Origin of the sequence: Microbulbifer variabilis (genome assembly GCF_023716485.1) — a bacterium.
GTDB lineage: Bacteria > Pseudomonadota > Gammaproteobacteria > Pseudomonadales > Cellvibrionaceae > Microbulbifer > Microbulbifer variabilis_B.
Genome location: NZ_CP092418.1, coordinates 2,379,780 through 2,404,625, shown reverse-complemented (window position 1 = coordinate 2,404,625; position 24,846 = coordinate 2,379,780). Strand labels below are relative to the sequence as shown.

The 24,846-nt window shown below is 48.9% G+C and carries 24 protein-coding genes; 11 read left to right on the top strand and 13 right to left on the bottom strand.

Features of this window, described 5'->3' with window-relative positions:
• Positions 1–4: 4 nt before the first annotated feature.
• From MJO52_RS10700 to MJO52_RS10660, 9 genes are read right to left on the bottom strand one after another with little or no spacing between them, the layout of a single operon-like run.
• A complete protein-coding gene (locus MJO52_RS10700; protein ID WP_252085992.1) occupies positions 5–247 on the bottom strand; it encodes a HypC/HybG/HupF family hydrogenase formation chaperone in 243 nt (80 codons plus the stop codon).
• A 6-nt stretch (positions 248–253) separates the two neighbouring features.
• Positions 254–2,554: a carbamoyltransferase HypF gene (hypF, locus tag MJO52_RS10695; RefSeq protein WP_252085927.1), complete on the bottom strand. Its 2,301-nt coding sequence runs from the start codon at positions 2,552–2,554 to the stop codon at positions 254–256.
• The gene (locus MJO52_RS10690) at positions 2,544–2,816 is read right to left on the bottom strand and encodes a hydrogenase/urease maturation nickel metallochaperone HypA (RefSeq protein ID WP_252085926.1); all 273 of its coding nucleotides are present in this window, start codon (positions 2,814–2,816) and stop codon (positions 2,544–2,546) included. The genes hypF and MJO52_RS10690 overlap by 11 nt, the downstream gene beginning before the upstream one ends.
• A 15-nt stretch (positions 2,817–2,831) precedes the next feature.
• Complete coding sequence (locus MJO52_RS10685) at positions 2,832–3,317, bottom strand: hydrogenase maturation protease (protein WP_252085925.1); 486 nt, start codon at positions 3,315–3,317, stop codon at positions 2,832–2,834.
• Positions 3,295–4,605 (bottom strand): Ni/Fe hydrogenase subunit alpha, encoded by a 1,311-nt coding sequence (locus MJO52_RS10680; RefSeq protein WP_252085924.1) that lies wholly within the window; start codon positions 4,603–4,605, stop codon positions 3,295–3,297. Before MJO52_RS10680 ends, MJO52_RS10685 begins: the two co-directional genes overlap by 23 nt.
• Positions 4,606–4,620: 15 nt before the next feature.
• Positions 4,621–5,445: an oxidoreductase gene (locus MJO52_RS10675; protein ID WP_252085923.1), complete on the bottom strand. Its 825-nt coding sequence runs from the start codon at positions 5,443–5,445 to the stop codon at positions 4,621–4,623.
• The gene (locus MJO52_RS10670) at positions 5,421–6,239 is read right to left on the bottom strand and encodes an FAD/NAD(P)-binding protein (RefSeq protein WP_252085922.1); all 819 of its coding nucleotides are present in this window, start codon (positions 6,237–6,239) and stop codon (positions 5,421–5,423) included. Before MJO52_RS10670 ends, MJO52_RS10675 begins: the two co-directional genes overlap by 25 nt.
• On the bottom strand, positions 6,236–6,712 hold the full coding sequence (locus tag MJO52_RS10665; RefSeq protein WP_252085921.1) for a cyclic nucleotide-binding domain-containing protein: 477 nt from the start codon (positions 6,710–6,712) through the stop codon (positions 6,236–6,238). The genes MJO52_RS10670 and MJO52_RS10665 overlap by 4 nt, the downstream gene beginning before the upstream one ends.
• Positions 6,709–7,851, bottom strand: a complete 1,143-nt coding sequence (locus tag MJO52_RS10660) for a 4Fe-4S dicluster domain-containing protein (RefSeq protein ID WP_252085920.1) — start codon at positions 7,849–7,851, stop codon at positions 6,709–6,711. The genes MJO52_RS10665 and MJO52_RS10660 overlap by 4 nt, the downstream gene beginning before the upstream one ends.
• Positions 7,852–8,282: 431 nt before the next feature.
• Here MJO52_RS10660 and MJO52_RS10655 point away from each other — a divergent pair, with 431 nt between their 5' ends.
• From MJO52_RS10655 to MJO52_RS10630, 6 genes are all read left to right on the top strand, one after another.
• Positions 8,283–8,699 (top strand): YbaN family protein, encoded by a 417-nt coding sequence (locus MJO52_RS10655; protein WP_252085919.1) that lies wholly within the window; start codon positions 8,283–8,285, stop codon positions 8,697–8,699.
• A gap of 408 nt (positions 8,700–9,107) precedes the next feature.
• On the top strand, positions 9,108–9,539 hold the full coding sequence (locus MJO52_RS10650; protein WP_252085918.1) for a hypothetical protein: 432 nt from the start codon (positions 9,108–9,110) through the stop codon (positions 9,537–9,539).
• A 436-nt stretch (positions 9,540–9,975) separates the two neighbouring features.
• On the top strand, positions 9,976–10,428 hold the full coding sequence (locus MJO52_RS10645; protein WP_252085917.1) for a hypothetical protein: 453 nt from the start codon (positions 9,976–9,978) through the stop codon (positions 10,426–10,428).
• Between the two features lie 368 nt (positions 10,429–10,796).
• Entirely contained in the window at positions 10,797–12,458 is a 1,662-nt protein-coding gene (locus tag MJO52_RS10640) for a VRR-NUC domain-containing protein (protein ID WP_252085916.1), read from the top strand.
• On the top strand, positions 12,443–14,977 hold the full coding sequence (locus tag MJO52_RS10635) for an ATP-dependent DNA helicase (protein ID WP_252085915.1): 2,535 nt from the start codon (positions 12,443–12,445) through the stop codon (positions 14,975–14,977). The genes MJO52_RS10640 and MJO52_RS10635 overlap by 16 nt, the downstream gene beginning before the upstream one ends.
• 469 nt (positions 14,978–15,446) lie before the next feature.
• Positions 15,447–15,968: a GNAT family N-acetyltransferase gene (locus MJO52_RS10630; RefSeq protein ID WP_252085914.1), complete on the top strand. Its 522-nt coding sequence runs from the start codon at positions 15,447–15,449 to the stop codon at positions 15,966–15,968.
• Between the two features lie 95 nt (positions 15,969–16,063).
• Here MJO52_RS10630 and MJO52_RS10625 read toward each other — a convergent pair whose 3' ends face one another.
• Entirely contained in the window at positions 16,064–17,437 is a 1,374-nt protein-coding gene (locus MJO52_RS10625) for an NAD-dependent succinate-semialdehyde dehydrogenase (RefSeq protein ID WP_252085913.1), read from the bottom strand.
• Between the two features lie 159 nt (positions 17,438–17,596).
• Between MJO52_RS10625 and MJO52_RS10620 the strand changes: the two genes are divergently transcribed.
• Positions 17,597–18,508, top strand: a complete 912-nt coding sequence (locus MJO52_RS10620) for a CLCA_X family protein (protein ID WP_252085912.1) — start codon at positions 17,597–17,599, stop codon at positions 18,506–18,508.
• Between the two features lie 38 nt (positions 18,509–18,546).
• Here the strand turns inward: MJO52_RS10620 and MJO52_RS10615 are convergent, their stop codons facing one another.
• From MJO52_RS10615 to MJO52_RS10605, 3 genes are all read right to left on the bottom strand, one after another.
• Entirely contained in the window at positions 18,547–19,191 is a 645-nt protein-coding gene (locus tag MJO52_RS10615; RefSeq protein ID WP_252085911.1) for a CatA-like O-acetyltransferase, read from the bottom strand.
• 125 nt (positions 19,192–19,316) lie between these two features.
• Positions 19,317–20,381 (bottom strand): FAD-dependent oxidoreductase, encoded by a 1,065-nt coding sequence (locus tag MJO52_RS10610; protein ID WP_252085910.1) that lies wholly within the window; start codon positions 20,379–20,381, stop codon positions 19,317–19,319.
• A 160-nt stretch (positions 20,382–20,541) separates the two neighbouring features.
• The gene (locus MJO52_RS10605) at positions 20,542–21,099 is read right to left on the bottom strand and encodes a MarR family winged helix-turn-helix transcriptional regulator (protein ID WP_252085909.1); all 558 of its coding nucleotides are present in this window, start codon (positions 21,097–21,099) and stop codon (positions 20,542–20,544) included.
• Between the two features lie 419 nt (positions 21,100–21,518).
• On the opposite strand from MJO52_RS10605, the gene ectA reads away from it, so the two are divergent.
• The 4 genes from ectA to thpD all read left to right on the top strand — a co-directional run bounded on the left by ectA (position 21,519) and on the right by thpD (position 24,777).
• A complete protein-coding gene (gene ectA / locus MJO52_RS10600; protein WP_286037013.1) occupies positions 21,519–22,025 on the top strand; it encodes a diaminobutyrate acetyltransferase in 507 nt (168 codons plus the stop codon).
• 14 nt (positions 22,026–22,039) lie between these two features.
• A complete protein-coding gene (gene ectB, locus MJO52_RS10595) occupies positions 22,040–23,335 on the top strand; it encodes a diaminobutyrate--2-oxoglutarate transaminase (RefSeq protein WP_252085907.1) in 1,296 nt (431 codons plus the stop codon).
• Between the two features lie 95 nt (positions 23,336–23,430).
• A complete protein-coding gene (locus tag MJO52_RS10590) occupies positions 23,431–23,832 on the top strand; it encodes an ectoine synthase (RefSeq protein ID WP_252085906.1) in 402 nt (133 codons plus the stop codon).
• A gap of 27 nt (positions 23,833–23,859) precedes the next feature.
• On the top strand, positions 23,860–24,777 hold the full coding sequence (gene thpD, locus MJO52_RS10585) for an ectoine hydroxylase (RefSeq protein ID WP_252085905.1): 918 nt from the start codon (positions 23,860–23,862) through the stop codon (positions 24,775–24,777).
• Positions 24,778–24,846 lie beyond the last annotated feature (69 nt).

The window sequence follows — 24,846 nt, the reverse complement described above, 5'->3', positions numbered from 1 at the left end:
GGCATCACTCCTGGCCGCTCGGCCCGCTCAGGGATTCCAGGTCGCGAAAAACACGTTCGGCTTCTTCTTCCCGTATCTGACTGATGGCGATACCCACATGGACTACCACATAATCGCCAATGCTGGCATCTGGCACCAGGGATAAGTTGACTTGCCGAGCTATGCCGCCAAAACGTACCTTGCCCAGGCGTTCCAGGGGGGAATTGTCTGTGATCTCTTCAATAAGGCCGGGAATACCTAAGCACATGCCCACTTAGTCCCCCGCAGATTGTCCGGCTGCAGCCATGCAGTGGGCATAGTGGAGTTGCCCAAGGGCGATGCCGCCATCGTTGGGGGGAACCTGGCTGTGGCAATGCACGGTAAATCCCCGCTCACGCAGCAGTGTCGCGGTGCGTTCCGTTAGTCTTCGGTTTTGGAAAACACCGCCGGAGAGAAAGACCTGACGCTCACCGATCTCATTGACCACTGCCAGAATCATATTTGCCAAGGTATTGTGGAAGGCCGCAGCCCGCTGCGGCAGCGACTTACCCTCATCGTGTATTAAGGCGCTAATACAGGGGGCCCAGTCCAGCTCCCACTTGCTTTGACGCTGATACAGGTCGAATGGATAGCTGTCACTACTCTGAATTCCTCGGGCACTATATTCCAGCACCATGGCGGCCTGCCCCTCATAGCTCGACTGGCTACACAGCCCCAATAGTGCGGCCACTGCATCAAACAGGCGCCCGGCACTGCTGCATAGAGGGCTGTTGACCTCACCTTCCAGCATGGTGACCAGGTTACGGCGTTCACTGCGGGTAAAGCAGCGCTTGAGCAGCTGGTGTTGCAGTGCCATGTATCCGGAAATTTCATATAGCAGGCCCGCAGCAGCCCGCCGTGGTTCGCGCACAGCCTTTTCTCCACCTGGCAGGGGAAATGTGCGCAGGCTGGCGACGTGTTCTACTTGCGATTTACCGTCCCAGAGGAGGAACTCCCCGCCCCTAACTATGCCGCTGCTGTCATAGCCAGTGCCGTCCCAGCAGACGCCGAGTGCGGCACCACTGTGACCGTGTTCGGCCATACAGGAAAATAGATGGGCAACATGGTGTTGTACCCCCAGGCGTGGAGCCTGCTGTTGCAGTGCCCAGCGATGAGAGCTATAGCCTGGGTGCTGGTCGTGGATCAGAGTTTGCGGTCGACGTTGTTGTAAACCAGTGAGGTCCGCAATTGTGCGGTCAAAGTGCTCAATTGCGGTGGCGCTACTCAGGTCGCCAATATGTTGGCTCTGATAAATCCAACCATTGTGGGACAGCGCCACGGAATTTTTTAAATCTGCTCCCAGGGCTAAATAGGATTGCGTGAGTGCCTGTTGTGACAGTTTTGCCTGGGTAATGGGTAGTGGGGCATAGCCGCGTGCACGGCGTAACATCAAGGGGCGGTCTTCTACTACGCGCAGTACCGAGTCATCCAATGGCCTCACTATGCGGCGGTTATGCAGTAAAAAACGGTCGGCAATTTTGCCAAGGCGCCGCAAAGCCTCCGTATTTTCAATGCAAATTGGCTCTTCAGCCAAATTGCCGCTGGTGGCGACAAGGGGGGCCGCATACTCTTCGGCAAGTAGTAGGTGCAGTGGTGAGGCTGGCAACATCACCCCCAGATCTGGTGAACCCAGCGCTACCAGCTCGTGTACCCTGGCATTCGCTTCCGGTTTTGCTTCCAGTAGTACGATGGGGCGTGCCGGTGAAGTAAGCAGTTTTGCCTCCAACTCAGAAATCCGACAATCACGTCGCGCTGCCGATAAAGAGCTATACAACAGGGCAAAAGGTTTGTGTGGGCGCTGCTTGCGTTTGCGTAATGTCTGTAATGCCTGGCTATTGCCGGCATCTACCAATAGTTGGAACCCCCCTACACCTTTCAACGCAACAACTTTTCCACTGGCCAGGCTGGCGAACGTCTCATTCAAGGCTGCAAGGCCGGTGAGAAGCACCTTGCCTTTGCTATCACAGAGCTGCAGCTGTGGGCCACATTCTGGACAGCCATTGGGTTCGGCGTGAAAACGGCGGTCTTCGGGATTGGTGTATTCAGCTTGGCATTTGGCGCATTGAGGAAACTGATCCATTGCAGTGTTGGCGCGATCATAGGGCATCTTATCAATGATGCTAAAGCGCGGGCCGCAGTGCGTGCAGTTGATGAATGGGTATTTGTGCCGGCGGTTACGGGAATCCTGCAATTCGGCCTGGCAGGAGTTACAGGGAGCTATATCTGGCAGCACCAGGGTAGATTGTGCGGCGGTAACGGTGCTTTCTCGAATCTCAAAATCGCTGTCACCCTCGGCAGGAATTACCTCACTATCAATACTGAGTATCAGGCTGTGCGGTGGCTTTTCCAGAGGCAAACGCTGCAGGAGTTTCTCGATGCCTGTGCTGTTTCCCTCAACCTCCAACTGTAATCCACCACTATGGTTGGCAACCCAGCCGGTCAGTTGGCAATCCCGCGCTAAGCGATAAATATAGGGTCGAAACCCTACGCCCTGAACCAGGCCTTTAATCGCTAGCCGGCGACGCTCATTGTCCATCACTGGCCTCAAATTGCAGATTTTCCAGGATAATGTCCTGGGCTTCGGCATGGTGAATATCGGTGAGCTCTTCAATTTCCAGTTGCAATCCTTCCAGGCTGGTCCCGAAAGTTGCCTGTTCGAAATGTTCCCTTAGATGTGGGGCGGAGATATGTGCAAGGGCACCTAGGCGCAGCTTAGCACCCACTACCCTGGCACCTTCGTTATCGGCAAGCTGCTGTATTTTTTCGATCAGATTGCTGATCAAGGACTGTTCATGCATCACTGGTCTCCGTTATCAGCTTTGTCCGTTATCGCCTTGTAGAAATGCAAGTAGCTCCTGCTCGGCACGCTCCGCGCCCAACTTCACTGCGGCAGTGAGACAATCACAGGAGGTGATGTTCTCGGCACAGATGGAAAAAATTTCCAGTCTGCGGGGCAGTGCCCCCAGCACTCTGCCCAAGTCGACCGCTTCTCTGAGGTTAAAACCGTGGCTGGAGGTCGTGCAGTTACTGGGCGCGATAATATCGGCCAGGCCATCGGCTCGGATTAGTTCGCCCGATTTTTGCTCATCGGACAAAATCGCATCTACCAGGCAAACCTGACGATCTTTCCAATGCCCCACAAGGGTTACCATGTCATTGCCGCTCTCCAGAAAATCTGCGCTTCCTTTTAATTGGCTGCGCAGCTTGTCGAGCAGATAGGGCCCCACACCATCGTCTCCCCGGAAGCGATTGCCAAGGCTGACCAGCAGCCAGCGCTCAGGAGATTCTTTTTGGCTCATGTTGCAAATGTAGCTGCAGGAAATGGGTTGAGCAGGAAATACAGGGGTCATAATTGCGAATGGCGCGCTCACATAAACCCTGTAATTGTTGCTCGGGCAGGTGCATGAATTTTGGCAGCATCAGGCGTAGATCATCTTCGATAGTTTTTTGATTTTGAGAGGTGGGAGCGACGATCTTGGCAAAAGTAATTTTGCCTTGCTCATTCATGGCGTAGCGGTGATAGAGCAGTCCGCGGGGGGCCTCGGTAGCGGCACAGCCACTAGCCTCTCTAGGTTCTACTGCCAGGTAGGGTTCATCGGGGGGTTGAAACGTATCGATAAGGCGCAGTGCCTCTTCCAGGGCGTAGAGTACCTCCAGGCAGCGCACCACAATACTTTTGAAGGGATTATTGCAGGGTGCTCGGAAACCCAACGCCTCGGCAAGGCTTCTCACTTCTCCCGAGAGTTGGGGGTAGCTGAGGTTGTAGCGCGCCATGGGCCCGACAAGGTAGGCGCCCCGCTCGATCAATAGACTGTGCAATGCCGTACTGTGCGGTACCTGCTGTTCGCGAAAATGTTTTTCGTAGTCCTTTACCGAAATATCCAGCCCGCGATTGGAAACAATACGCCCCTCATTCATGGGGTATTCACTGGGGTTGGACAGGGCGACGCATTCATAGGATTGCTCACAATGGGGAAATGGCAGACCCGCCGCCCAACGCGTCATGAGTTCTGCCAGGGTATGGGCTTCTAACAATTGGGGGCGCAGTGCTTGAAAGGACTCCAGGCCGGGCACTCGATAAAAGCCCCCTACGCGCACGTTGATTGGGTGGACCTCCCTACCCCCAAGCAGACGCACCAACGCATTTCCAGTTTTTTTGATTTCCAACGCTCGCTGTACAACCTCTGGGTGGTCTTTGGCCATGGCCACGGCATTGGGATAGCCGAGAAAGTCCGGTGCATGCAACATGCTGATATGCAGCATATGGCTTTCGATCCACTCTCCACAGTAGAGCAAGCGACGCAGATTTCTCAGGGGTTCAGTAGGAACCAGACCCAGCGCGTTCTCCATGGCGTGCAGCGCGCTCATTTGATAGGCCACTGGGCAAATGCCGCAAATACGGGCGGTGATATCCGGTGCTTCTGTGTAATCGCGCCCCCGCAAAAAGGCTTCAAAGAAGCGTGGGGGCTCAAAGATCTTTAACTGCACTTCGTGCACGCCATGATCGTCGTAGCGTATATAGAGCGCACCCTCGCCTTCAACGCGTGCCAAATAATCGACTTTGATGGTTTTACTTTTACCGGCCATTAGTTGCTCTACCCGTTAGGATTTTCCCTTTTGGCGATGCTCTCTATCTTGACTAATTTCTTTAAAATGAGGTGATAAGCTATTGAAATTACGTAGATTTTCAATGACGGTTGATCTGTCTGCTCCTAAATTTTGTTCCCACCAGTGACACAGGGATTCACCATTAGGGTTCTCCTTCGGGCCATAGCAGGCATAGCAACCGCGGTTGTAACTAGGGCAAAGCGCGCCACAACCTGCATGGGTTACCGGTCCCATGCAGGGGGTGCCGTGGGCTACCCACACACAGACATTGTTCTTAAGTTTGCATTCGATACACACTGAATGACTGGAAACCTGAGGTGCACGAGAATTCAGAAAAGCACTGATGACCTCTAACAGTTGCAGTTTGTTGATCGGGCAGCCCTGCAGCTCGAAGTCCACTGGCACATGGGCGGCAATGGGGGTGGACTCTTTTAGGGTGTGGATATAAGAGGGCTCGGCGTAAACCACAGAAGTAAACTCGACGACATCGGCAAAATTGCGCAGTGCCTGGATACCGCCAGCAGTGGCACAGGCGCCAATACTTACCAGGAACTTTGACTGACGCCGCACCTCCTGAATTCTCAACAGGTCGGCGGGTGTCGTAATGGAGCCCTCCACCAGGGAGATATCGTAGGGCCCCTCCTCCACCTTACTGGAGGCCTCCATAAAATAGGCGATCTCCACTTCCTGCCCCAACAGCAATAGCTCATCCTCACAGTCCAACAAGCTGAGTTGGCAGCCATCACAGGAGGTGAATTTCCAGACCGCCAGTTTGGGTTTGTGGGGCTGCCGGCTTATAAGCTGCGAATCTGCAGCCATGGGCGAATATCCTCATAGCAAAAAACAGGGCCATCCTTACAAATAAAGTTTGGACCCCACTGGCAGTGTCCGCAGAGACCGATGGCGCATTTCATATTGCGCTCCATGGATAGATAGATAGAGGACTCTGGCACACCTTTGCGCACCAAAACCTGGATACAAAAGCGCATCATAATTTCAGGGCCGCACAGAAACGCTACCGAGTTGGCGCCATCTATTTGTGCGGCCTGTAGAGGATCGGTAATCACACCAATATGCCCAGGCCAGGAGCCATCACCGTGATCTACCGAAGTCTCAAGCTTGAGCTGGGCGCTCCACTGAGCGAGCTCCTCTCTATACAGCAATTCACTTGGGCGTCTGGCACCATAAAAGAGACGCACCTCGCGTGCGGTAAGTCGCTCCCGCCGCGCCGCATAGATTACTGGGCGCAACGGCGCCAGTCCGAGACCGCCGGCAATAATCAAAAGATCTTTGCCAGCGGCAGTATCTAGAGGCCAACCGATGCCGAAAGGCCCCCTTACACCTAAAGTGTCTCCCTCCTGTAGGCGCTCTAGGGCCCGGGTGACATTCCCCTGGGCGCGAATGGTATGGATGAGCTTGCCGTCCTCGCTCCCCAGTCCACTAAAGGAAATGGCAGATTCTCCGGTACCAAAGGCGTACAACATATTGAACTGACCGGGAGCAAAATTCATCGGTGGCTTATGCCGCCTACCGTTCTTAGCTTCCAGCTGTAATGTGAAAGTCCCCGGATATTCCACGCGCCGCTGGCACACCCGGTAAACGGAGGGAATCATGTTGGGTGGCCCTGGTGATCTGGGCCGTAAATATCCAGCAACTGAATACGTGCGGACTGCAGCCGTTCAGTAGCAATTCGCGCAAAGCGCTTCATCAGCTCAAAACCCAGTTTAGGTTCCTGTTCGCATTTATTGCGCAAGCATTCCCCGCCCAAGCGCAGGCTGCGAACATCTTCCATGGCGCGGGCATCAAAAGCAGAGATATAGGGAGGAAACAGCCAGGACCACCCGAAAATATCACCGCCATGGAGTGTGAGCAGGCACAGAGGGCCGCGATTGGGTACAAAAGTTTCTACTGCTACCCGGCCACTGCGAATCAGGAAAAAGTGGTTTGCCTGACTATTTTCCCGCGCCAGGTAGTCGCCCTTGTGATAAATACAGTTCTCACCGCAGGAAGCCAGAAACTGCAGATCTCTCTCTGCCAAACCTTGAAAGAAAGGATGCTCGTGAAGAAGATCGGCAATGGTCTTCATGGTGACTCCTGGCTGGGCGTCTGTTTTTGATCCAGGGCTCGGATATTTCGGACCTCTTCGGTGAGGTCGATACCCACAGGGCACCAGGTGATGCAGCGACCACAGCCCACGCAACCAGAGCTGTCAAATTGGTCGTGCCAGCTGGCCAGTTTGTGAGTCATCCATTGCCGGTAGCGTGACCGGGTATCGGCGCGTACGGAGCCGCCGGTAATATGACTGAGATCTGCTGTAAAGCAGGAATCCCAACGCTCCCAGCGCTCAGCATGTTCGCCACTGAGATCGGTGGTGTCCTCAACGGTGGAGCAAAAACAGGTTGGACAGGCCATGGTGCAGTTGGCACAAGATAGACAGCGATCAGCGACCTTATCCCAGTTCGGGCTATCGAGGTTTCTATAGAGTAGCTCTTTCAAATCTGAGCTATCGAAGTGGCGTGGTCCACGCCGCATTTCCTCCTCAAGGCGCTTCACCTTACATTTAGCCAGTTTACTTTCCCCCTCACTTGCTGGAAGCAAGGGGAGTTGCTCCATAATTTCCTTACCGGCATCCGAGCCACTGCTGATCAGAAAAAAGTGCTCCCCGGCTTCAATCACCTCTGTCAAGGTGAGATCGCTGGGCAAAGTGACCTCTGGACCGGTATTCATCGAAGTACAAAAGCAGGTATCTGCTGCCGAGGTGCAATTCACCGCAACGGTAAACAACTGTTTCCGCCTTTGGTGGTAACTCTCACTGGGATATTCCCCCTGGCACAGGATACGATCCTGGATAGCAATGGCGTGCAGCTCACAGCTTCGAACTCCCAGGAATGCCTGCTTTGGGGCTGACTCCTGAATCTCAACGATTTCTATGGTTTGATGTTGCTTGGAGACCTTCCATATGGGCCGGCGGGGTAATTGCAGGTATTTCTTCCAGGAGTGAGGCCCTACGGCATAGCCAAAGTAAGCTTCATCTTCCCGGCGCTTAACTCGGTACTGCCCAGCCTGCTGCTCATCGGTCCAGCCCTGAGGCAGATTTGAGAGTGAGTGAACTTCACCGAATGTGATGGCTCCATCGGTCAATCTGGGCCCATACAGCAGGAATCCTCTATCGCGGATTGCTTGTATAAGGCACTCCAGATCGGGCGCTTGTAGCCGATAATCCATAGTGCTTAATGCTCAATAATAAAACATGCAGCTTGGTAGCCGAGAGCGGCTTTGTTAATCAGTGTAGTGTTAAAGCAGAAGTGTTTTTCAACACTGGGTTACAGGCATAAGGGAAGAAAGTCGTATTGTTATTTTCTTCTGTTTAAGAGCATTGATGACGACAGTTTTTAGGCGGTACTTTTTATCATTCTGGACATTACGGATTATCAATAAAAGTATGAAGACGTGCCCCTGTAGCACATTAGAAAACAACAATGGTTGCCTTTGTAACAATCTTGCCGGCCCCACAACTGTATATTGAGAGCCAATCTCTGCGGTAAGAATGCAAGTTGCAGGTGTCACTCATTAGTGCCTCTTTGATATAGTGAGCAGATAGCTGCTAATAGCCATTGTTTTATCTGTTTAACAGATTTTAAAACTGGAGATTCAGGTTGAGTCAACATAATGAAGAAGTACCTGACATGGAAACCCCCCCGTTAGCCAAAGGGTGGATGCGTTGGCTATGGGGGGTCGTGGCTTGTTTCTTTATGCTTGTCGGAATTATTGGTGCCATCCTGCCTGGGTTACCCTCTGCGGTATTTATTGTTGTTGGTGCCTGGGCGGCCTCTAAAAGCTCTGAACGGCTGCATCAGTGGATTGAGGAACATCACTTATTTGGTCACCTATTAAGAACCTGGCGTAGTGGTTTCATCAGTAGGAGAACCAAACTACTGGCTACGCTGACCATGGCACTTTCTATGGCTCTTGCCGTTCATCACATTTCCAATCTGTATTTACTCTTTTTCGCAGTTGGTGGCATCGGTTGTGGGCTAATCTGGATTTGGAGTCGGCCTGAGCCAGCGGGGTGACGGTCAAAGTTACCTTTAGTATTTATTAAACGGGCGATAAAAAAGAATGATTCCGTGAAGAGGAAATGTATAAAACCTGTAACTTATGTCACCAAAGGTTAAAACCTGACTTTGCGTTTATCGTCATAGAAATTTACCACCTAATAGGTATTGCCCCGATTTTTCCTCGGTTTTTCTGTATTCAAACAGTATGAATTTGACTAAAAACAAGAGTTTTCAGGTTGATTTCGCATTGTTATAAAAATGGGGATTGAATTAGTTGACTTTGCCTGGGATCAGAATATCCTCTGCGCCCTCTCGTTGATTGAGGCGCCCACTAATAGGCTCCTTCTTCGAGAAGCTTCAAGGATCTTGTGTTAGTAACATAAGCTTTATTGAACTGCAAAGTAATAACAATAGGGATGTTTCATGCAGGAACTCTACCGGGCCCCAGAGAGTGCTCTTGGTAATGAATCTTTAATCTACAAGCCAAGTATACTCTGGAAGGTATTGTTTTTTCTTCTGGTTCCGATAGAAGTGATCTCTCAGTATGAAGCCTTTGCTTACAATGAATACAATCAGTCGATCTGGTGGTTGATAGCAAGCCTGATCATCTATACCACTTATTTTGTGGGTTTCTTTGGGTTGGCTTTTGCCAAAAAAATTGGCAGCGCGAGATTTTGGGCGTTTTTCCTTCCTGTGATCATTGCCACCGATATCTATGAATTGGGGACTGTGATCATCACAATGAATATGGCGGTATTAAAAAACCAAATGGCTGTATTAATGATTACACCATTAGCCCTATTTCTTTGGTTTATTATTTTCAGGTATCGTAAAGTTTTTCGGTATATTAAATAAGAGTTAGACGATTTTTTCTATTTGCGTGCCTGCAAAATCATAGCCCTGGATGCCTTGGTGGAATTTACTTTAGTTTTGCAGCCTTTAAGACGGCCAATTGTTGCCGGCGCAATGCCAGGCCATTGATCAAAGAAAGCTTTATATGGCATGCCATACTGCCCCCCAGTAAAAATTTTGGCGTTGTTATTCTCGCAACTATTGCCCATCTAATATTTAAGGGTTGATCTCAACTTTTATGGCCCCAATACTCCGCTTGTGCACCAAGGGGTGCACAGTGAGCAGGAATCTTAGGGTAAAGCCCAGAACATACATCTCGTGTTTTTTGATTTGCTATTGTTTTGCTTACCCTATTCTCATGCTTTCGTTTTTAAAAATAGGCGGTACCCACTTGCAGTCATTAATTTTTTAATGATATCTCTGAAGAAAAGGATTAATCATGTCAAATATTGGTCATGTTGAAGGTTGGGATACAGATAAGCCATTTATTTCTGATAGTCTTGAGGCTACCAGTTTTCACTGGGCTGCATGGACTGGTATCGAGGACTCTACAGAAGGAAGTTATATTCAGGGGCTTATAGAGCTCAAAAATACTGGAAAATTTCCTATCCTCGACGCCAAAGTATTCTTGGATCTCGATGACAATGGTATGACCTGGGATGCATATCTGTGTAATTCAGTAGGTACTCCCATAGAAGATGGTTTTGTAAGCTACGGCCACCCCATCGCCCCAGGCGAAACCGTTAAAATAAAATACTGGTGGGGCCTGAAGCATGTTGCTGGTCCTACTAAGTGTGATTTTACTGTTACCGTAAATATGTTCCCAGAATATAGAGTACAGGTTCCCAGATCGAGCGCGCATCAAAGTAAAACCTCAATTCAAGCTTCTTGAGTTTTACATCGCTTTTTAGCTGAATAGGAGGGGCAATTTTCCCCTCCTATTAACAAACATATTTACAAGGCTACTTCCATACCAATGGGTAAAATCGTTAAGTGTCTCAACTCACCTATTTAAGTTTATTCCCTATTGGCTCTCACTTCTTCTATTATAGCTTTTCCAATAATCTCTTGAGGTATTGATACTTTAAACAACGAGGAAGCTACTCAGAATCATTCAAAGCTTACTGCTGCTGTGTTTCTTATATGTCCGCAAAGTCAGCCTATGGTTTTGTCTCCAGAAATGATATGCTGTATAACCATACAGCTCTTATATCAATATTACCCACCACGATTTATTGTTGACACATTATTGCCCGTATCATGGCCGCCACTATCGAGCTAGCACCTGACTACTATTTGACCAACTTCCGAGCCTTGGTTGATTTTGTAGTGTCCCGCTACAAGCAGCTACTTTCCCCTGCTGAGATTAACTTTTATCGTGAGTTCTACGAGCTCGATGCTGACAGTCAGCGCCTTTATGTTCGGCTGCTATCCCGTAAGGGTATTCCATCATCTTTGGGGGCACTGTTCAGAGAGGGAAAACTGTCTTACAGAGAAATTGACGATCTTGGCAAGGCCATTGACTCTCTTTGCTCTGCTGGTTTTTTGAAAAGGAATCCACCCCTGGCAGACCGCGAACTTATAGCGCTGTTTACCAAGGCGGAACTGCTCTCAGCGGGGCCTGCTGGCCTACGCAAGTCCCTAAAACGGGGAGAGTTAGAGGAAGCTTTATTGGCGGCCTCCTTTGAATGGCGAGAACGGTTAATAGCCGATGAGGCATTGCTTGCAGTTCAAAGGGCCGAGTGCTTTCAAACCTTTCAGCTTTGTTTTTTTGGCAATCTGAACCAGAGCCTTACGGAATACGTACTGAAGGACCTGGGGTTATACCAATATGAGCCCTACCCATTAGATAGTCACCAGCTGCCCTTCCAGAGTCGAGAGCAGATTGAGCAGTACTTACTCTATTACAGCTGCCTTGAACAAGCTGAGGGGGTACTCTCTAGTGATACCGGTGGAATCCATAAACTGACTGGTCAATTACCCGCTGGCATTCCTGGAGATTTGACTCTGGCCAGGCGAGTGGATCGTCTACGCTTGAAGCTGGCGCGACAACTGGAAAGACTGGATCAGTTGGAAGCTGCAGAGAGACTCTATCAGGGTTGTGGTCAGCCGCCTGCCCGTGAACGCCGGGCGAGAATTGTCGCAAAGCGTGGTAATTTCGATCAGGCGCTCTCCCTATGCCGTGAAATTCTCGAATCTCCCCTCAATGAAGCCGAACGATGTTTTGCCGAGAGTTTTGGGTATCGCACGGCCAAGCGCATGGGCTGTGCTCAAACCTGGAAGAACCCCCAGCCTTATCAGCCACCGCAAGAAATGTTTACCCTACCCCAGGCCTCAGTAAGAGTAGAAATTCTGGCAGCTGCGGAAGCGGCAAAGCAGGAAGAAGGTGTTTGCCACTATGTAGAGAACAGTCTATTCAATGGGGTACTGGGCCTCTATATCTGGGACATTCTCTTTGCTTCAGTGCCTGGTGCCTTTTATAACCCCTTCCAAATAGCCCCCAGTGATTTCCGTAGCCCAAATTTTTACTCATCACGCCAGAGCTTGTTTGAATCGCGGCTGTCGGAGCTTTGTCAAAGCTCGCTAAAGCTGCGGGTTATGCAAACCTACCGTGGAAAACAGGGTATTGCCAATCCACTGGTAGCCTGGGAAGCACTACCCCAGGAACTGCTGGAGCTGGCCCTGGATCGTATTCCTGCAGAACATTGGCACGTACTATTTCAACGTTTACTCAGTGATATCAATCATCACCGCAATGGTCTGCCAGATCTGATTCTGTTTCCCAAAAAAGGAAGTTATGAGTTGTTGGAAGTCAAGGGCCCCGGTGATCGTCTCCAGCAAAACCAGCAGCGCTGGCTGACTTTCTTTGCCGCTCACAATATTCCCCACCGGGTGATACATGTGGAATGGTTACAGCCTTGAGGGGTAAGCCTACAGTTGCAGGGCTACTGGCGGAGCCTACTGAAGAGCATAACACCTCCGCAAGCGCCTCTCCCCTAAAGTTATCTGTGGGTGAATTAGTGGCTTTCTCTTGCCGCAGAGGGGATTTGATCCATACCGGCGGGCCAGGCCCAACCGCCCAAGAGGGCATTCGCGCTCACCAAAAACTGCAAAAACGTCGCCCCAAAGGCGCAGAAGCGGAATACCGTTTACAGGTTCAGCTGGAGTGCTCAGGCCAGGATATCCTCTTGGAGGGACGGGTCGATATCCTTCATCCGCAAGCTGACTTGCACCAGCCGGCACAACTGGATGAAATCAAAACCACCTATTGCCATCCAGATAAGCTTCCCGAGACCACCCGCCTATACCATTGGGCTCAGCTTAAAATTTACGGTTTCTGCTATTTGCTACAGCAGCGCCAAAAAGGGAGTTCGGTTGAAGAGGTCTCCCTGCAGATGGTCTGGTACAACCTCAAAGAGAAAAAGTCCTACCCGGAGCAAAGCCTGTTCAGCTGGGAGGCTTTGGAAAGTTTTGCTGGAGATGCCCTCAGTCTGTATATCCATTGGCATAGGGCCTGGCAGGCGCATCGGCAACAAGTGATTCAAACAGCAAAAAGCCTCCCATTCCCCTTCCCTGATTACAGACCCGGTCAGCGCCAGCTGGCGGTATCCGCTTATCGCTGCCTTAGGGATGCAGGGCAACTGGTTGTGGAGGCGCCCACCGGTATTGGCAAAACCATTAGTACACTGTTCCCCGCTATCAAAGCCCTTGGTGAGGAAAAGCTGGATCAGCTGCTATACCTCACGGCGAAAAACTCTGGCAGGCAGGTGGTGCGAGAGACTATCGCTAAGCTACATGGAGTTGGGCTAAAGCTTTCACTATTGGAGCTGCGTGCGCGTGATACGACCTGCGCTTGCAAACTGGGATTGTGTAGCCGCGATGATGAAGGCACCTGTCCTCGCACACAGGGCTTTTACGACCGCCTGCCGCAAGCGCGCAAACAACTGCTGGGGCAACCCTGGATCACACCGGAAGCGCTCGCGAAGGTTGCAGATCAGTGGCATCTCTGCCCTTTTGAGTTGTCCTTGCAAATGCTGCCCTGGGCGGATTTGGTGGTCTGTGACTTTAATTACGTCTTTGATCCTTTGGTGCGTATTTCCACATTACAAGATCCGCGTTACAGGCGCGCACTATTGGTAGATGAAGCGCACAACTTAAGCGAGCGCGCACGGGAAATGTACAGCGCTAGTTTGAGCCGCAGGGATAGTCGCCGCGCGGCCCTGGCCTGTAAAAGCAACCACCCACAGTTGTACCGGCGTATCCAATCCCTGGTACGCGCACTTGCTCAATGGAGCAAACGGTTTCAAGAACAAAACCTCTATAAGGAAATACGCTCAAGCCAAAATGTACAAGCCTGGTGTAGCCCGCTGAATTCCGAAGAGGATCGCCCTACAACTGTATCTCGCGCTACCCAGAAGGTACTAGATGCACTGAGTGAATTATCTGAACAGGAAAAATTCCCCCCTGAAGAGATCGGGGAATGGTTGAAAAGTCTTTATCGATACGCCTGCATAGAACAAATTCTTTCTGGTCAACACCAGGCCCTGACCCGTGTGATCGATCAGGACGCCCCCTGGCAGGAACACCAACTAAAGCTGATGTGTATGAATGCCGCGGGTTTCCTACAGGAATCTTGCGCCCAGTTTCATGGAGCTCTTTTCTTCTCAGCCACCTTACGACCCACACAGTTTGTCACTGCACAGCTTGGAATTGAGCCAGAAACGCCTTACTTGATGCTGCCATCACCTTTTGAGGCTTCCCACCAGGGAGTTTTTCTTTGTCCTTTTGTGGATACCCGCTATCAGGCCCGGCAAAGTGCACTCCCAGCACTAGTGGACTTGATTGCCCGAGTTTATTTCAGCCGTCCTGGCAATTACCTGGTGTTTTTCCCCTCTTACCGCTTTCTGCAAATGGTCGTAGAGCATTTCCAGAAGGATTATCCGGAAATACAGCCGCTACAACAGACGCCAGGCGCCAGTGATCGCGAAAGAGAAGCCTTCCTGGCCTCGTTTAGTGAGGGTGCACAGAGCCTGGGTTTTGCCATTATGGGCGGCGTTTTTGCTGAGGGCATTGATTTTGTAGGGGAGAAATTGATTGGCACAATTATCGTAGGTACGGGTCTTCCCCAAGTAAATGAAGAGCAAGAACTGCTACGACAGTCGGCGGAGCACCCACAGACCCCCTCAGCGGTCAATGGGTTTGATATTGCCTACCGCTATCCCGGCATGACTCGGGTATTGCAGACAGCGGGAAGAGTGATTCGCACTGAGTCAGATCGGGGCGTGATTATTTTGGCTGACTACCGTTTTGCGGATATGTTTTATCAAAACCTTTATCCCAAACATTGGCAAATTCAAACAAGTAAGAGTGGTGAACAACTTTCACAGCAATTAGGTTGTTTTTGGAATCGACAATACTTAAACGAGTGTACTGTAGAATAAATATATCGTTTGAATTTAAAAGTGTATCTAACTAATGCCATTATAAGCGAAGTTAAATATTGGATGGTTATATCGAATTGACGCCGCCACTAGCAATGTCCTTCCATTCCACATCGTACTTAATATTGGTTTTTACTTGCCCATAAAGCCTACCCTACCCTTTTCACAAAAATTTTATAGGGAAGTTATTTTCTATTTCCGTCAAATCAAGCTCGCTACTTGGTAATATTCCCGCTGCTATTTTGAAGACTATCGGTAAAGCAGATTTGGCAAATTAAATATAGTTAGTATTAACAAAGCGGCTATGAAACGGTTATCAATTCCTGCGGCAAGTGTTAAAAGGCAAAGTGAATTCAATCATAGCAATGGATAAATTACGCCCCGATCCTTCAAGCTATCCGATGTGTAGGCTATGATATGCATTGTCTACTAGTTATTTGAACATTAGCGCGAAAGGGATAATAGTGCAGTGCGAGAGAGTTTGTTTACTACTAATCGTTTAATATTTAGAAAATGGAAAGATTCAGATCTCTCTATGATTCAAAAGGTATATGGCGATAGTGAGGCAATGCGATGGGTTGGGGATGGAAATACATTAAGTTATGAGGAATCCAAGGCATGGATGAAAGTCACCCATAAAAACTATATGAGCCGTGGCTATGGTATGTTCGCTGTAGGATTAAAAAATACTTTAGAGGTTGTTGGTTTCTGCGGTATTGTACACCCTAATGACCAAGTTGATCCCGAAATTAAATATGCATTTTCCCGGGAGTACTGGGGGCAAGGCATAGCGACTGAAGCAGTGGTTGGGTTGATCGACTACGCTACAATAGCTTCTGGCATTGACAAATTCATTGCGACTATTGCGCCTGAAAATATTGCTTCAGAACGCGTTTTACTAAAAGCGGGAATGCTGCCGGGGGGTATATGTTATGACGATGAGGGTATTCCAACAAAGTGCTTTTATTTAAATACTCAGCCCTCTGTCTAAAGTGACTTGCCTGGTGAACAATACCTATAAAAATTTCACTAAAAACCTCTTTAAAGCCCCTGTGGTTCACAGGGGCAATAGGAATGGTTAACTGCTCAGTTAAAGTGACGTATCAACTTCTGATTCACAAACTCTTTGATGCCCAGCTCGCCCAGTTCACGGCCGTAACCGGATTTTTTTACACCACCCATCGGCATGCTCGCATAGCTTGAAGCCACATGATTGACGAAGGCAGTTCCACATTCGAGTTTTTCAGCTACACGCTGCCCCCTCTCGTGATCCTTGGTATAGACCGAGCCTCCCAGGCCAAAGCGACTATCGTTAGCCATCTCAATAGCTGCCTCCTCATCTTTTACCACCCAGACGCAAGCGATGGGTCCAAAGAGTTCCTCCTCGGCCGCAGGTGAGCCTGCCGGTATATCGGTTAGAATACCCGGCTCAACAAACGCTCCGTTGCGCTTCCCGCCTACCAGCAAGTGAGCCCCGGCTTTCACTGACTCACTGACCTGCTCTTCCAGCTGCTCCGCGGCTTTTTGGGTGCACAAGGGCCCGTAATCTGTGATGTCCTCAAGGGGGTCACCCGGTTTCAATTGTTCAAACAGTTTGGTGACTCGCCCAAGGAATTCATCGGCAATAGGTTCCGTCAGGATGATTCTCTTTGCCGCTAAGCAGATTTGGCCGCAATTTCCAAGCTTACCTTCCACAAATCGCTCAACGGTCAAATCCATATCTGCATCTTCGAGTACGATAAATGGGTCCACACCACCGAGTTCCATCACGGTTTTCTTCACATTGCGCCCTGCCTGCTCAGCAACCTTCGCGCCCGCTGCATTGCTGCCTGTAAAAGATATCCCTTTTACCCGATCATCATCGATAATTGGTGCGGCACCTGCGGAAGTAATTGGCAAGTTGGTGTAGACCCCCTTGGGCACACCGGCATCGAATAACAGTTGCTCAAATGCCTCAGCACACTGGGGAACATTTGAGGCGTGTTTCGTTAGAACTACATTGCCGGCGATTAAGTTGGCTGCGGTAAAGCGGGAAGGCTGGTAGAAAGGAAAGTTCCACGGTTGGATACCATAGACAACACCGAGGGGTTGAAATACCAGCGTGCCCTCCCCCTCCCGGGTAGAAAGGTGTTGCGGAGCCAAAATCTTCTCACCTTCCTCGGCATAATAAGCAAAAATCTCTGCGCAGAGCGCTAATTCGCCCAGCCCATCGTTAACCTTCTTGCCCATCTCCTGTGCCATTAATTTGGCGAGTTCATCGGCGCGCTCTTCGAATAGCTGTCCAGCGCGCTTGAGTATTGCTGCTCGCTCACCAAAGCTTCGTTTACTCCACTCCACGAAAGCGTTATCCGCTCGACCGATAGCTTTATCGAGTTCATCTGGAGTCATCTCATGAAAAGTCTTTAAAGTTTCACCGTTTAAAGGATTGATAGAGATTAGAGGGCGCTTGGACTTGACCATAGTTAGACTCCCGGTGAATTACTGGTTTTGATAGGCAAGATAAAACTGCTACAGGCAGAAGTAGGTGTAAAAGCTCTAAGGGCTCTTGATTCGATTTTCCACAATAAGCAACTTCAGGGCATTTAGAGTCACCAAAGGCTTAGCAAAAGGAGCTTTTAGGTGCCTGGCCAAAGTGTAGCCGTTTATTCGGGGGCCCGATCAGGTAATCCTCTTGTAGAGCAGGTCGAGCTTGTAATAGTATCCCGGGCAAATTCCAGTCATCCGTTCTCACCTAAGCTAGCTATGGTAGCAACCCGAAAATTTTATCGCCGTGGACCGGATGTGCGCGGTAGTGAGCAGGTATCCTTTGTCGATGTTCGCAGGCGTTTTGGCTTTAGATCTATAGCCATTGGCCGCTGGGTGACTGCTGAGGAGCGCGATCGCGCAGCAGGGTTGTTTTATGATGCGCTTTCCGACTTAATGGTCATACTGCAGGGGCCCGAAACATTGATTTCCCTGCGCGGGAACCTCTCTTTTCAATACGGTATTGGTGGCCGCCTTGGAGTCTCCGCATTTTATGACCCTTCAGCCAAGTCGTTTTCCCTGGCTAAAAATGCCGGTCCAGGAGCTATTGCCCATGAGTGGTTTCATGCACTGGATCACTATCTTGCGCAAAAAGTATTTAGCGACACTTCGAGTAGCATGTATGCCTCTGAGGCCTGGCTACGCGATGCAACCCCGGTACCCCACCCTCTGAATGACCTGCTTTTTGCATGCTTTAAAACGGTGATGCTGGATGAAGGTGGCAATAACCCAAGTGAACTGGTGAAAGCTTCTGTTAACGTCGATAAAGTAAATGGCTCTATTTATTACAGCCAGCCAGTAGAACTTTGTGCCAGGGCTTTTGAGGCCTTTATTCAGGATTCCAGTATCAATAATAATTTTTTGGTTGCAGGCTCTAAAGCCAGCCAGGAGGCAAAACTAGGCTTATATCCGCAGGGTCAGCAGCGTCTAAGAATTAATCAGGCTTTTACGGCTTATTTTTCCTGCTTGGGAAATAGCCTCTGGTCATTAATGCGAGCCAATCAGTAATATTGACTTGCTTGTATTAACTAGAAGATTCGTCGTCCTTACTTTAAGAGTTTGATTTTATCTTCCAGATGCGTTTTGAATTGATACAGATGAATGGCGTCAAGAAAGCAATGATTTACCTCAGTATGTAATGAGGTCATAAGTCGGTTGGCTTGTTGTTGGTACTTACCCCAGGCAATAAAAGGTATCCCTGGATCACAGTTTTCTTGTTGGACCGGTTTCACTTGCATGCTTGAAAAGTCACCCCAGGGGTAGCAGGTGATATTCAAAATATCGTAGCGATCCATAAATGTATTTACCGGGAGGTATTCTGATTGATCTTTTGAGAGTTGCTTTGCTTTTTTGACGAAGTCAATGAGGTGCGTTTCCATTTCAGCCATGACAAGCTTAAAGAGATCATCATCTTTATTCAAATCAGTGAACAGCGGATGCAAGATATCGAACTCAAAGGGTTGACCATCAACTACCCTATGCCTAAATCCGGCTATCTCATTTGCGGTTTGAGTAACAAGAAAAATAAGGCTGTAATAAAAAGATATTGTATTTTTCTTACAAAAAAAGGCTAACTCCGTGACATCTAGAGGCTGGGTTAAACTTAAACGGGTCGATCCAGCACTACCCATAAAGAATTTAAAGTGGTCCCCTCTATTCCAGCTTTCAATATCTATAGGTGTGGCGGGCATCTTCACTCCTGGTAATCATTGTGTCCCAATATTCAAGAGAATGTTAATAATCTATCTTGACTTCTCATTCGCTCAAGGGGAGTAAAATCAGCTATAGGTTGTTCACAATTAGAGTTCGCGATTGATTAAATCGCAGTCCATTGCTTCATAAAGGCCCGATGGACGGCAGGGATTGAGGAGATTGCTTTAAACGATAACCATAAAAGGGATTTTGCCATGGGATTTGCGGAAGAAATTAAATGCCTTGCCAACTCAGTTTTCTTCACCACAGCTTTACCTGCTGCATGGCGTAACCGCGAGTATTCATCAACGCTCCCGTTAGTGATTGCCATTGCTGCAGCAATCGCATCCGCCATACCAAGATTCATACCCTTCCCACCAACAGGAGAATGACAATGAGCAGCATCCCCTGCCAGTAAAATCCGGCCCTTACGGTAAGATTCGGCCTGCCGTATTGAGATTTTGAAGGCTGCTGTTCGTCGAACGTTGGTGATATCCAAGGGCAGTTTTATTGCTGATAGAGCATCTTCTGTCGAGGATGCGATGCGTGCGCGGTGCTTCTCGATTGGTAATATCAGGGAAAACTGGTTATCAGGCCCATAGAGATCCAAAGTGATCTCTTCTGGATCGAAGTCACCCGCCAAATCCACATCTGCAATGGACCATTTGCTGGGTAAGTCTATTCCCGGATAGGGGATTTTCAACTGTTCGCGGGTTGCTGATTGGATGCCATCGGCAGCTATCACCCAGTCGAATGAGTCGCTAGTATTATTGGAAAAACTAACCAATGCGCTGTCTTGCGTGGTACTTATGCCGGTAACTGAGAGCCCATACTCAACCTCAACACCTTTGCCGGATAGCACATCACGCAGGATTCCCTCGGTGCGGTTTTGCGGCAAACCGAGCGGCACCCTCTTCCTGAATTCATTGCCACTGCTATCCAGATAAACGAGGGTCCTCTCATCGCGTAAAATATGCATTTTCTTGAGGGGCATGGCTTCAGCAAGGAGTGGATCTGCAGCACCCAGCTCGCCCAAAGCCTCTATAGTCGCAGGCATAATGCCAACGGCTCGGGAGAGTTCCGAGGGCGCATTTTTACGCTCAACAATACGACAATTCATCCCCTTGTACGCTAAAGCGTTTGCAGCAGTTAACCCGGTGGGGCCGGCACCAATAACCAGAATGTCCATATTCACCACTTACAATCTATGAAGAGGTGCTCGAGGCAGCAGTACATGCTAGCGCCTCCGCTCAACTACAAAGAGCAATTGCTGCAAGCTTAGACAACTTTGACATGGGGCTCAGCAACCTGGGGTAGAACCGGTTGCTGATATCCACAAAGGGGGGGTACTAGGGTGTTTCTCTCCCAGGCTTTTCCGCTGAATCAGCTACTTCGCCATACCCCAAGGAAGAGCTTGACTTATCCATAGCTGCTCCCTGCCTGTCTAAAACACCGATATCCAGAACAGGGGAGGCATCAATATGCTGGGCATCCATCATCTGGGCTACACGCTGGAGCGAAGCAATGATCATACTCTGCTCCCAATCCTTCAGGTCACCAAATTGGCGGGCGAATTGATCTTGAAGCGGGATAGGTGCATCTCTCAGTGTTTCCGCAGCTTGATCTGTGAGGTAAGCATGCACTTTACGCTTATCTGATTGAGAGCGCTGGCGATAGACAAGCCCCCTTTTCTCAAGGCGATCCAAGATGTTGGTCACTGTAGCTTGACTGAGGCTCACTTCGTTGGCCAGTTCACCGATGGTGACTTCGCCCTTATTTCTAATGGCCTGTAACAATAACACCTGGGGAGCGGTCAGGCCTGTTGTTTTGGCCAGGTGCTTGGAGTGTAAATCTGTAGCTCTTATTACACGCCGAAGGGCCACTAGCACTTGTTCAATACTGTTCAAAGCTACCTCTCAATCTAATAATCAGGGCGATTGGGCGGATTATATAACCCTATATCCCAATTACTAAACGCTTATGGTTCTTCCAGGAAAATATCTACAGCACTAAACAATTGCCAAGAACATACCCCTTCGTTTGGAACCCTGAATTACGAAAATCCACCATTCATAGGCGCTTCTGCCCATTTCCAGGGCTTTTGCCCAATAAATTTGCCCATTTTTAGGGCGGATATTGTGATCAGATTCTCTTCACCCACTAGATTTTATATTTAGTTTGTGTACGATATTTAGTGTTCTAAGTATTTGGTTGTGGTTTTTTACGAAAAAAACCAAAATAAGTATGAATAATGATCCATCTGTACATTTATCACTCACCAAAATACTTAGAGGTGAAACTATGGGTTGTCGTATAGGAAGTTATTTTGTCTAGTCCAGAAAATATTTTTTTGAGGTCACCATCCCTGGAGGATGGCATGGCTGTTCACAAATTAATCGACAGCTGCCCACCCTTGGATGCCAACTCAAGCTATTGCAACCTCCTCCAGTGCAGTCACTTTGCCGATACTTCAGTGATCGCAGAAGAAGGTGATGAGAAGTTGGGGTTTATCTCCGGATACTTGATTCCAGGTCGTACAGACACTCTGTTTATTTGGCAGGTTGCCGTGGCGGAAAAGGCAAGAGGGCTGGGGCTAGCCTCTATCATGCTCAGAAATATCATCGAACGCCCCCAATGCAGGTCGGTGAGATTTATCGAGACAACGATCACTGAACACAACCTTCCCTCCTGGGCCCTCTTCCAGAGCGCTGCAGAGAAGCTCTCCGCAAGCCTCCAATCCTCCCCTTGGATGGATTCCCAGACTCACTTTGATGGTCTGCATGACTCCGAAACCTGTGTGCGTATCGGGCCTATTGCTCAAACAACAATTTAAAAAAAGAGAGAAGAATGAAAATCTTTGATGAGATTGAATCTGAAGTACAAAGTTATGCCCGCTCCTTTCCGCGAGTGTTCAATCGTGCAAAAGGCGAACTCATGTGGGATGAGGAGGGAAATCAATATCTGGATTTTCTGGCAGGCGCTGGCACTCTCAATTATGGACACAACAACCCGCTGTTTAAGCAAGTTCTGCAGGATTACATTCAGAGTGATGGCATTACCCATGGTTTGGATATGCACACCAAAGCCAAGGGCGAGTTCCTGCAAGCGCTTAACGATAAAATTCTCAAGCCACGCAATATGGAATACGTGGTTCAGTTTACTGGTCCAACCGGGACAAATGCGGTTGAAGCTGCAATGAAAATTGCCCGCAATGTCACCGGGCAGCAAAACATTGTGACCTTTACCAATGGTTTTCACGGTGTGAGTTTGGGCTCCCTGGCAGCTACGGGCAACTCTCATCACAGGGATGCTGCTGGGGTTAGCTTGAATGGCACTCATCGCATGCCCTATGACAACTATCTTGGCAAAAATATTGATACTACAGAGTATCTCGACAAGGTGCTTGCAGACTCCAGCAGCGGGATCAATTCTCCCGCGGCGATTATCGTCGAAACCGTTCAGGGTGAAGGAGGTATCAATGCGGCCAGTATCGAGTGGTTGAGAAACCTACAGGCTGTCTGTAAAAAGCACGGGCTGCTCTTTATCGTTGATGATATTCAGGCTGGCTGTGGCCGCACTGGAAATTTTTTCAGTTTCGAAGAAGCAGGTATCGAGCCTGACATTATTACTCTCTCCAAGTCACTTAGTGGCTACGGGTTGCCCTTTGCCCTGGTTTTAATGAAGCCCGAATTAGACCAATGGAAACCTGGTGAGCACAACGGCACATTTCGTGGAAACAATCTGGCTTTTGTTACGGCCAAAGCGGCAATTGATCACTATTGGTCAGATGATAACTTTTCGCGGGAAATCAAGCGTAAAGGGAAGTACATCTCCGAGCGGTTGGGAAGTATTGTCAGTCAATATGGTGAGGGTAACTTCACCACTAAAGGCCGTGGCATGTTCCAAGGTATTGATTGTGTGAGTGGCGAACTTGCAGAAAAGATTACCAAACTCGCCTTCAAGCAGGGGTTAATCATTGAAACTAGTGGCGCAGATGATCAAATCGTTAAGCTGCTCTGCCCTCTGGTCATCACTGACCAGAATCTTAAGAAAGGTATTGACATTATTGAATCAGCAATTCGAGAAGTCTGTGCTGGAGAGCAGGATATCCCTGAAGAAAGAGTCTATTTCGAGGCCTGCTAGACCCAATTGTATCCAAAACTCATTGGTCCAGCTGGAAAGCTAAGCCTGCTGATAACCAGGCTATATAGTTACACATACAACATAATGGAATATTCATGATTGTTAGAAGTTTACAAGAAGCCAAAAAATCAAACCGAAGAATCGTCTCGCCGGATGGCAATTGGGAGAGTACACGCCTACTTTTAAAGGATGATGGCGTTGGTTTCTCCTTCCACATCACCACCATATACACCGGTGCTGACTTCCAAATGCACTATCAAAACCACCTGGAAGCAGTTTACTGCGTTTCCGGCAGAGGAGAGGTGGAGACGATGGATGATGGGAAAAAGCACCCTATCGAGCCTGGTACCATCTATGTCCTCGACAAACATGATCGGCACACTTTGAGGGCATTTGAAGAAATGACCATGGCCTGCGTGTTTAACCCTCCTTTGAATGGAAAGGAGGTACACAATTCTGAGGGCGCATATGAACTAGAAGCCGACCCCATTGAATAGGTAGTCAATTACAGGGCAGCAGCTGAAATGAAGTACCTGCTAGAACGCATCCATTCACTCAGAAATGATATGTACCCCTCCAGAAAACGAGGAGTCGCAGGTCGAGTAACACTGCGTAGAGATCCAGTAGTTTATGGTGGACCAAATCCCCCTCCCCTGCTGGATCTTGAGCAGGTGGACGCCTACAGGCAGCAGGGATATATCGTTCTTGAAAATGTATTTTCTGAGAGGGAGGTTCAGGTCTTTCAAAAAGAGCTGGAAACCCTCAAGGAAGACAATGACATCCGCAGCTCTGATGAACTCATTACTGAGTTAGAAAGTGAAGAGGTGCGCTCGGTATTTCGAATTCATGAACGCAGCAGCCTATTCAGGAAGCTTTCAAGGGATAATCGGATATCAAATATCGCGAGATATATTTTGGATGATGAGGTTTATATCCATCAATCTCGGGCGAACTATAAACCTGGATTTCGTGGTAAGGATTTCTATTGGCATTCTGACTTTGAAACTTGGCATGTCGAGGATGGAATGCCGCGAATGCGCGCACTCAGTGTATCCGTAATCTTAACCGAGAGCCGGAATTACAACGGCCCATTAATGCTCATTCCGAAGTCCCATCACCACTACATCGGCTGTGATGGTGAAACCCCTGAGGGGCATTATTTAAGTTCTTTAAAAAAACAAGAGCTCGGAATTCCGTCAGATGATCACCTACGCAGGCTGACATCTGAAGGGGGCATAAAATCTGTTACAGGTAAACCTGGCAGTTTAGTCGTATTTGATTGCAACCTGATGCACGGCTCCAGCAGCAATATTAGCCCATATCCGAGATCCAATTTGTTTTTTGTCTTTAATGCATTGAGCAATAAGGTAGAAGACCCATTTTGTAGCCTCCCACCACGGCCAGAATATATCTGCACGAGGAAATCGATTTCTGTTATCTGATATGAAACTCAATCCAGTGGCATTCATCCATTGGATACGCCGTTATCAAGAGAAAGAAAGGACCAGTAA

What these genes read in the sequence shown, in the direction of transcription:
- ectB (WP_252085907.1), top strand. Translation starts at nt 22,040, where the DNA reads ATGAAAATCTTTGATGAGATTGAATCTGAAGTACAAAGTTATGCCCGC.
- MJO52_RS10665 (WP_252085921.1), bottom strand. Translation starts at nt 6,712, where the DNA reads ATGAAGACCATTGCCGATCTTCTTCACGAGCATCCTTTCTTTCAAGGT.
- MJO52_RS10675 (WP_252085923.1), bottom strand. Translation starts at nt 5,445, where the DNA reads ATGGCTGCAGATTCGCAGCTTATAAGCCGGCAGCCCCACAAACCCAAA.
- MJO52_RS10660 (WP_252085920.1), bottom strand. Translation starts at nt 7,851, where the DNA reads ATGGATTATCGGCTACAAGCGCCCGATCTGGAGTGCCTTATACAAGCA.
- MJO52_RS10590 (WP_252085906.1), top strand. Translation starts at nt 23,431, where the DNA reads ATGATTGTTAGAAGTTTACAAGAAGCCAAAAAATCAAACCGAAGAATC.
- MJO52_RS10635 (WP_252085915.1), top strand. Translation starts at nt 12,443, where the DNA reads ATGGTTACAGCCTTGAGGGGTAAGCCTACAGTTGCAGGGCTACTGGCG.
- MJO52_RS10690 (WP_252085926.1), bottom strand. Translation starts at nt 2,816, where the DNA reads ATGCATGAACAGTCCTTGATCAGCAATCTGATCGAAAAAATACAGCAG.
- MJO52_RS10625 (WP_252085913.1), bottom strand. Translation starts at nt 17,437, where the DNA reads ATGGTCAAGTCCAAGCGCCCTCTAATCTCTATCAATCCTTTAAACGGT.
- MJO52_RS10610 (WP_252085910.1), bottom strand. Translation starts at nt 20,381, where the DNA reads ATGGACATTCTGGTTATTGGTGCCGGCCCCACCGGGTTAACTGCTGCA.
- MJO52_RS10645 (WP_252085917.1), top strand. Translation starts at nt 9,976, where the DNA reads ATGTCAAATATTGGTCATGTTGAAGGTTGGGATACAGATAAGCCATTT.
- MJO52_RS10615 (WP_252085911.1), bottom strand. Translation starts at nt 19,191, where the DNA reads ATGCCCGCCACACCTATAGATATTGAAAGCTGGAATAGAGGGGACCAC.
- MJO52_RS10685 (WP_252085925.1), bottom strand. Translation starts at nt 3,317, where the DNA reads ATGAGCCAAAAAGAATCTCCTGAGCGCTGGCTGCTGGTCAGCCTTGGC.
- MJO52_RS10650 (WP_252085918.1), top strand. Translation starts at nt 9,108, where the DNA reads ATGCAGGAACTCTACCGGGCCCCAGAGAGTGCTCTTGGTAATGAATCT.
- thpD (WP_252085905.1), top strand. Translation starts at nt 23,860, where the DNA reads ATGAAGTACCTGCTAGAACGCATCCATTCACTCAGAAATGATATGTAC.
- MJO52_RS10670 (WP_252085922.1), bottom strand. Translation starts at nt 6,239, where the DNA reads ATGATTCCCTCCGTTTACCGGGTGTGCCAGCGGCGCGTGGAATATCCG.
- MJO52_RS10680 (WP_252085924.1), bottom strand. Translation starts at nt 4,605, where the DNA reads ATGGCCGGTAAAAGTAAAACCATCAAAGTCGATTATTTGGCACGCGTT.
- hypF (WP_252085927.1), bottom strand. Translation starts at nt 2,554, where the DNA reads ATGGACAATGAGCGTCGCCGGCTAGCGATTAAAGGCCTGGTTCAGGGC.
- MJO52_RS10700 (WP_252085992.1), bottom strand. Translation starts at nt 247, where the DNA reads ATGTGCTTAGGTATTCCCGGCCTTATTGAAGAGATCACAGACAATTCC.
- MJO52_RS10640 (WP_252085916.1), top strand. Translation starts at nt 10,797, where the DNA reads ATGGCCGCCACTATCGAGCTAGCACCTGACTACTATTTGACCAACTTC.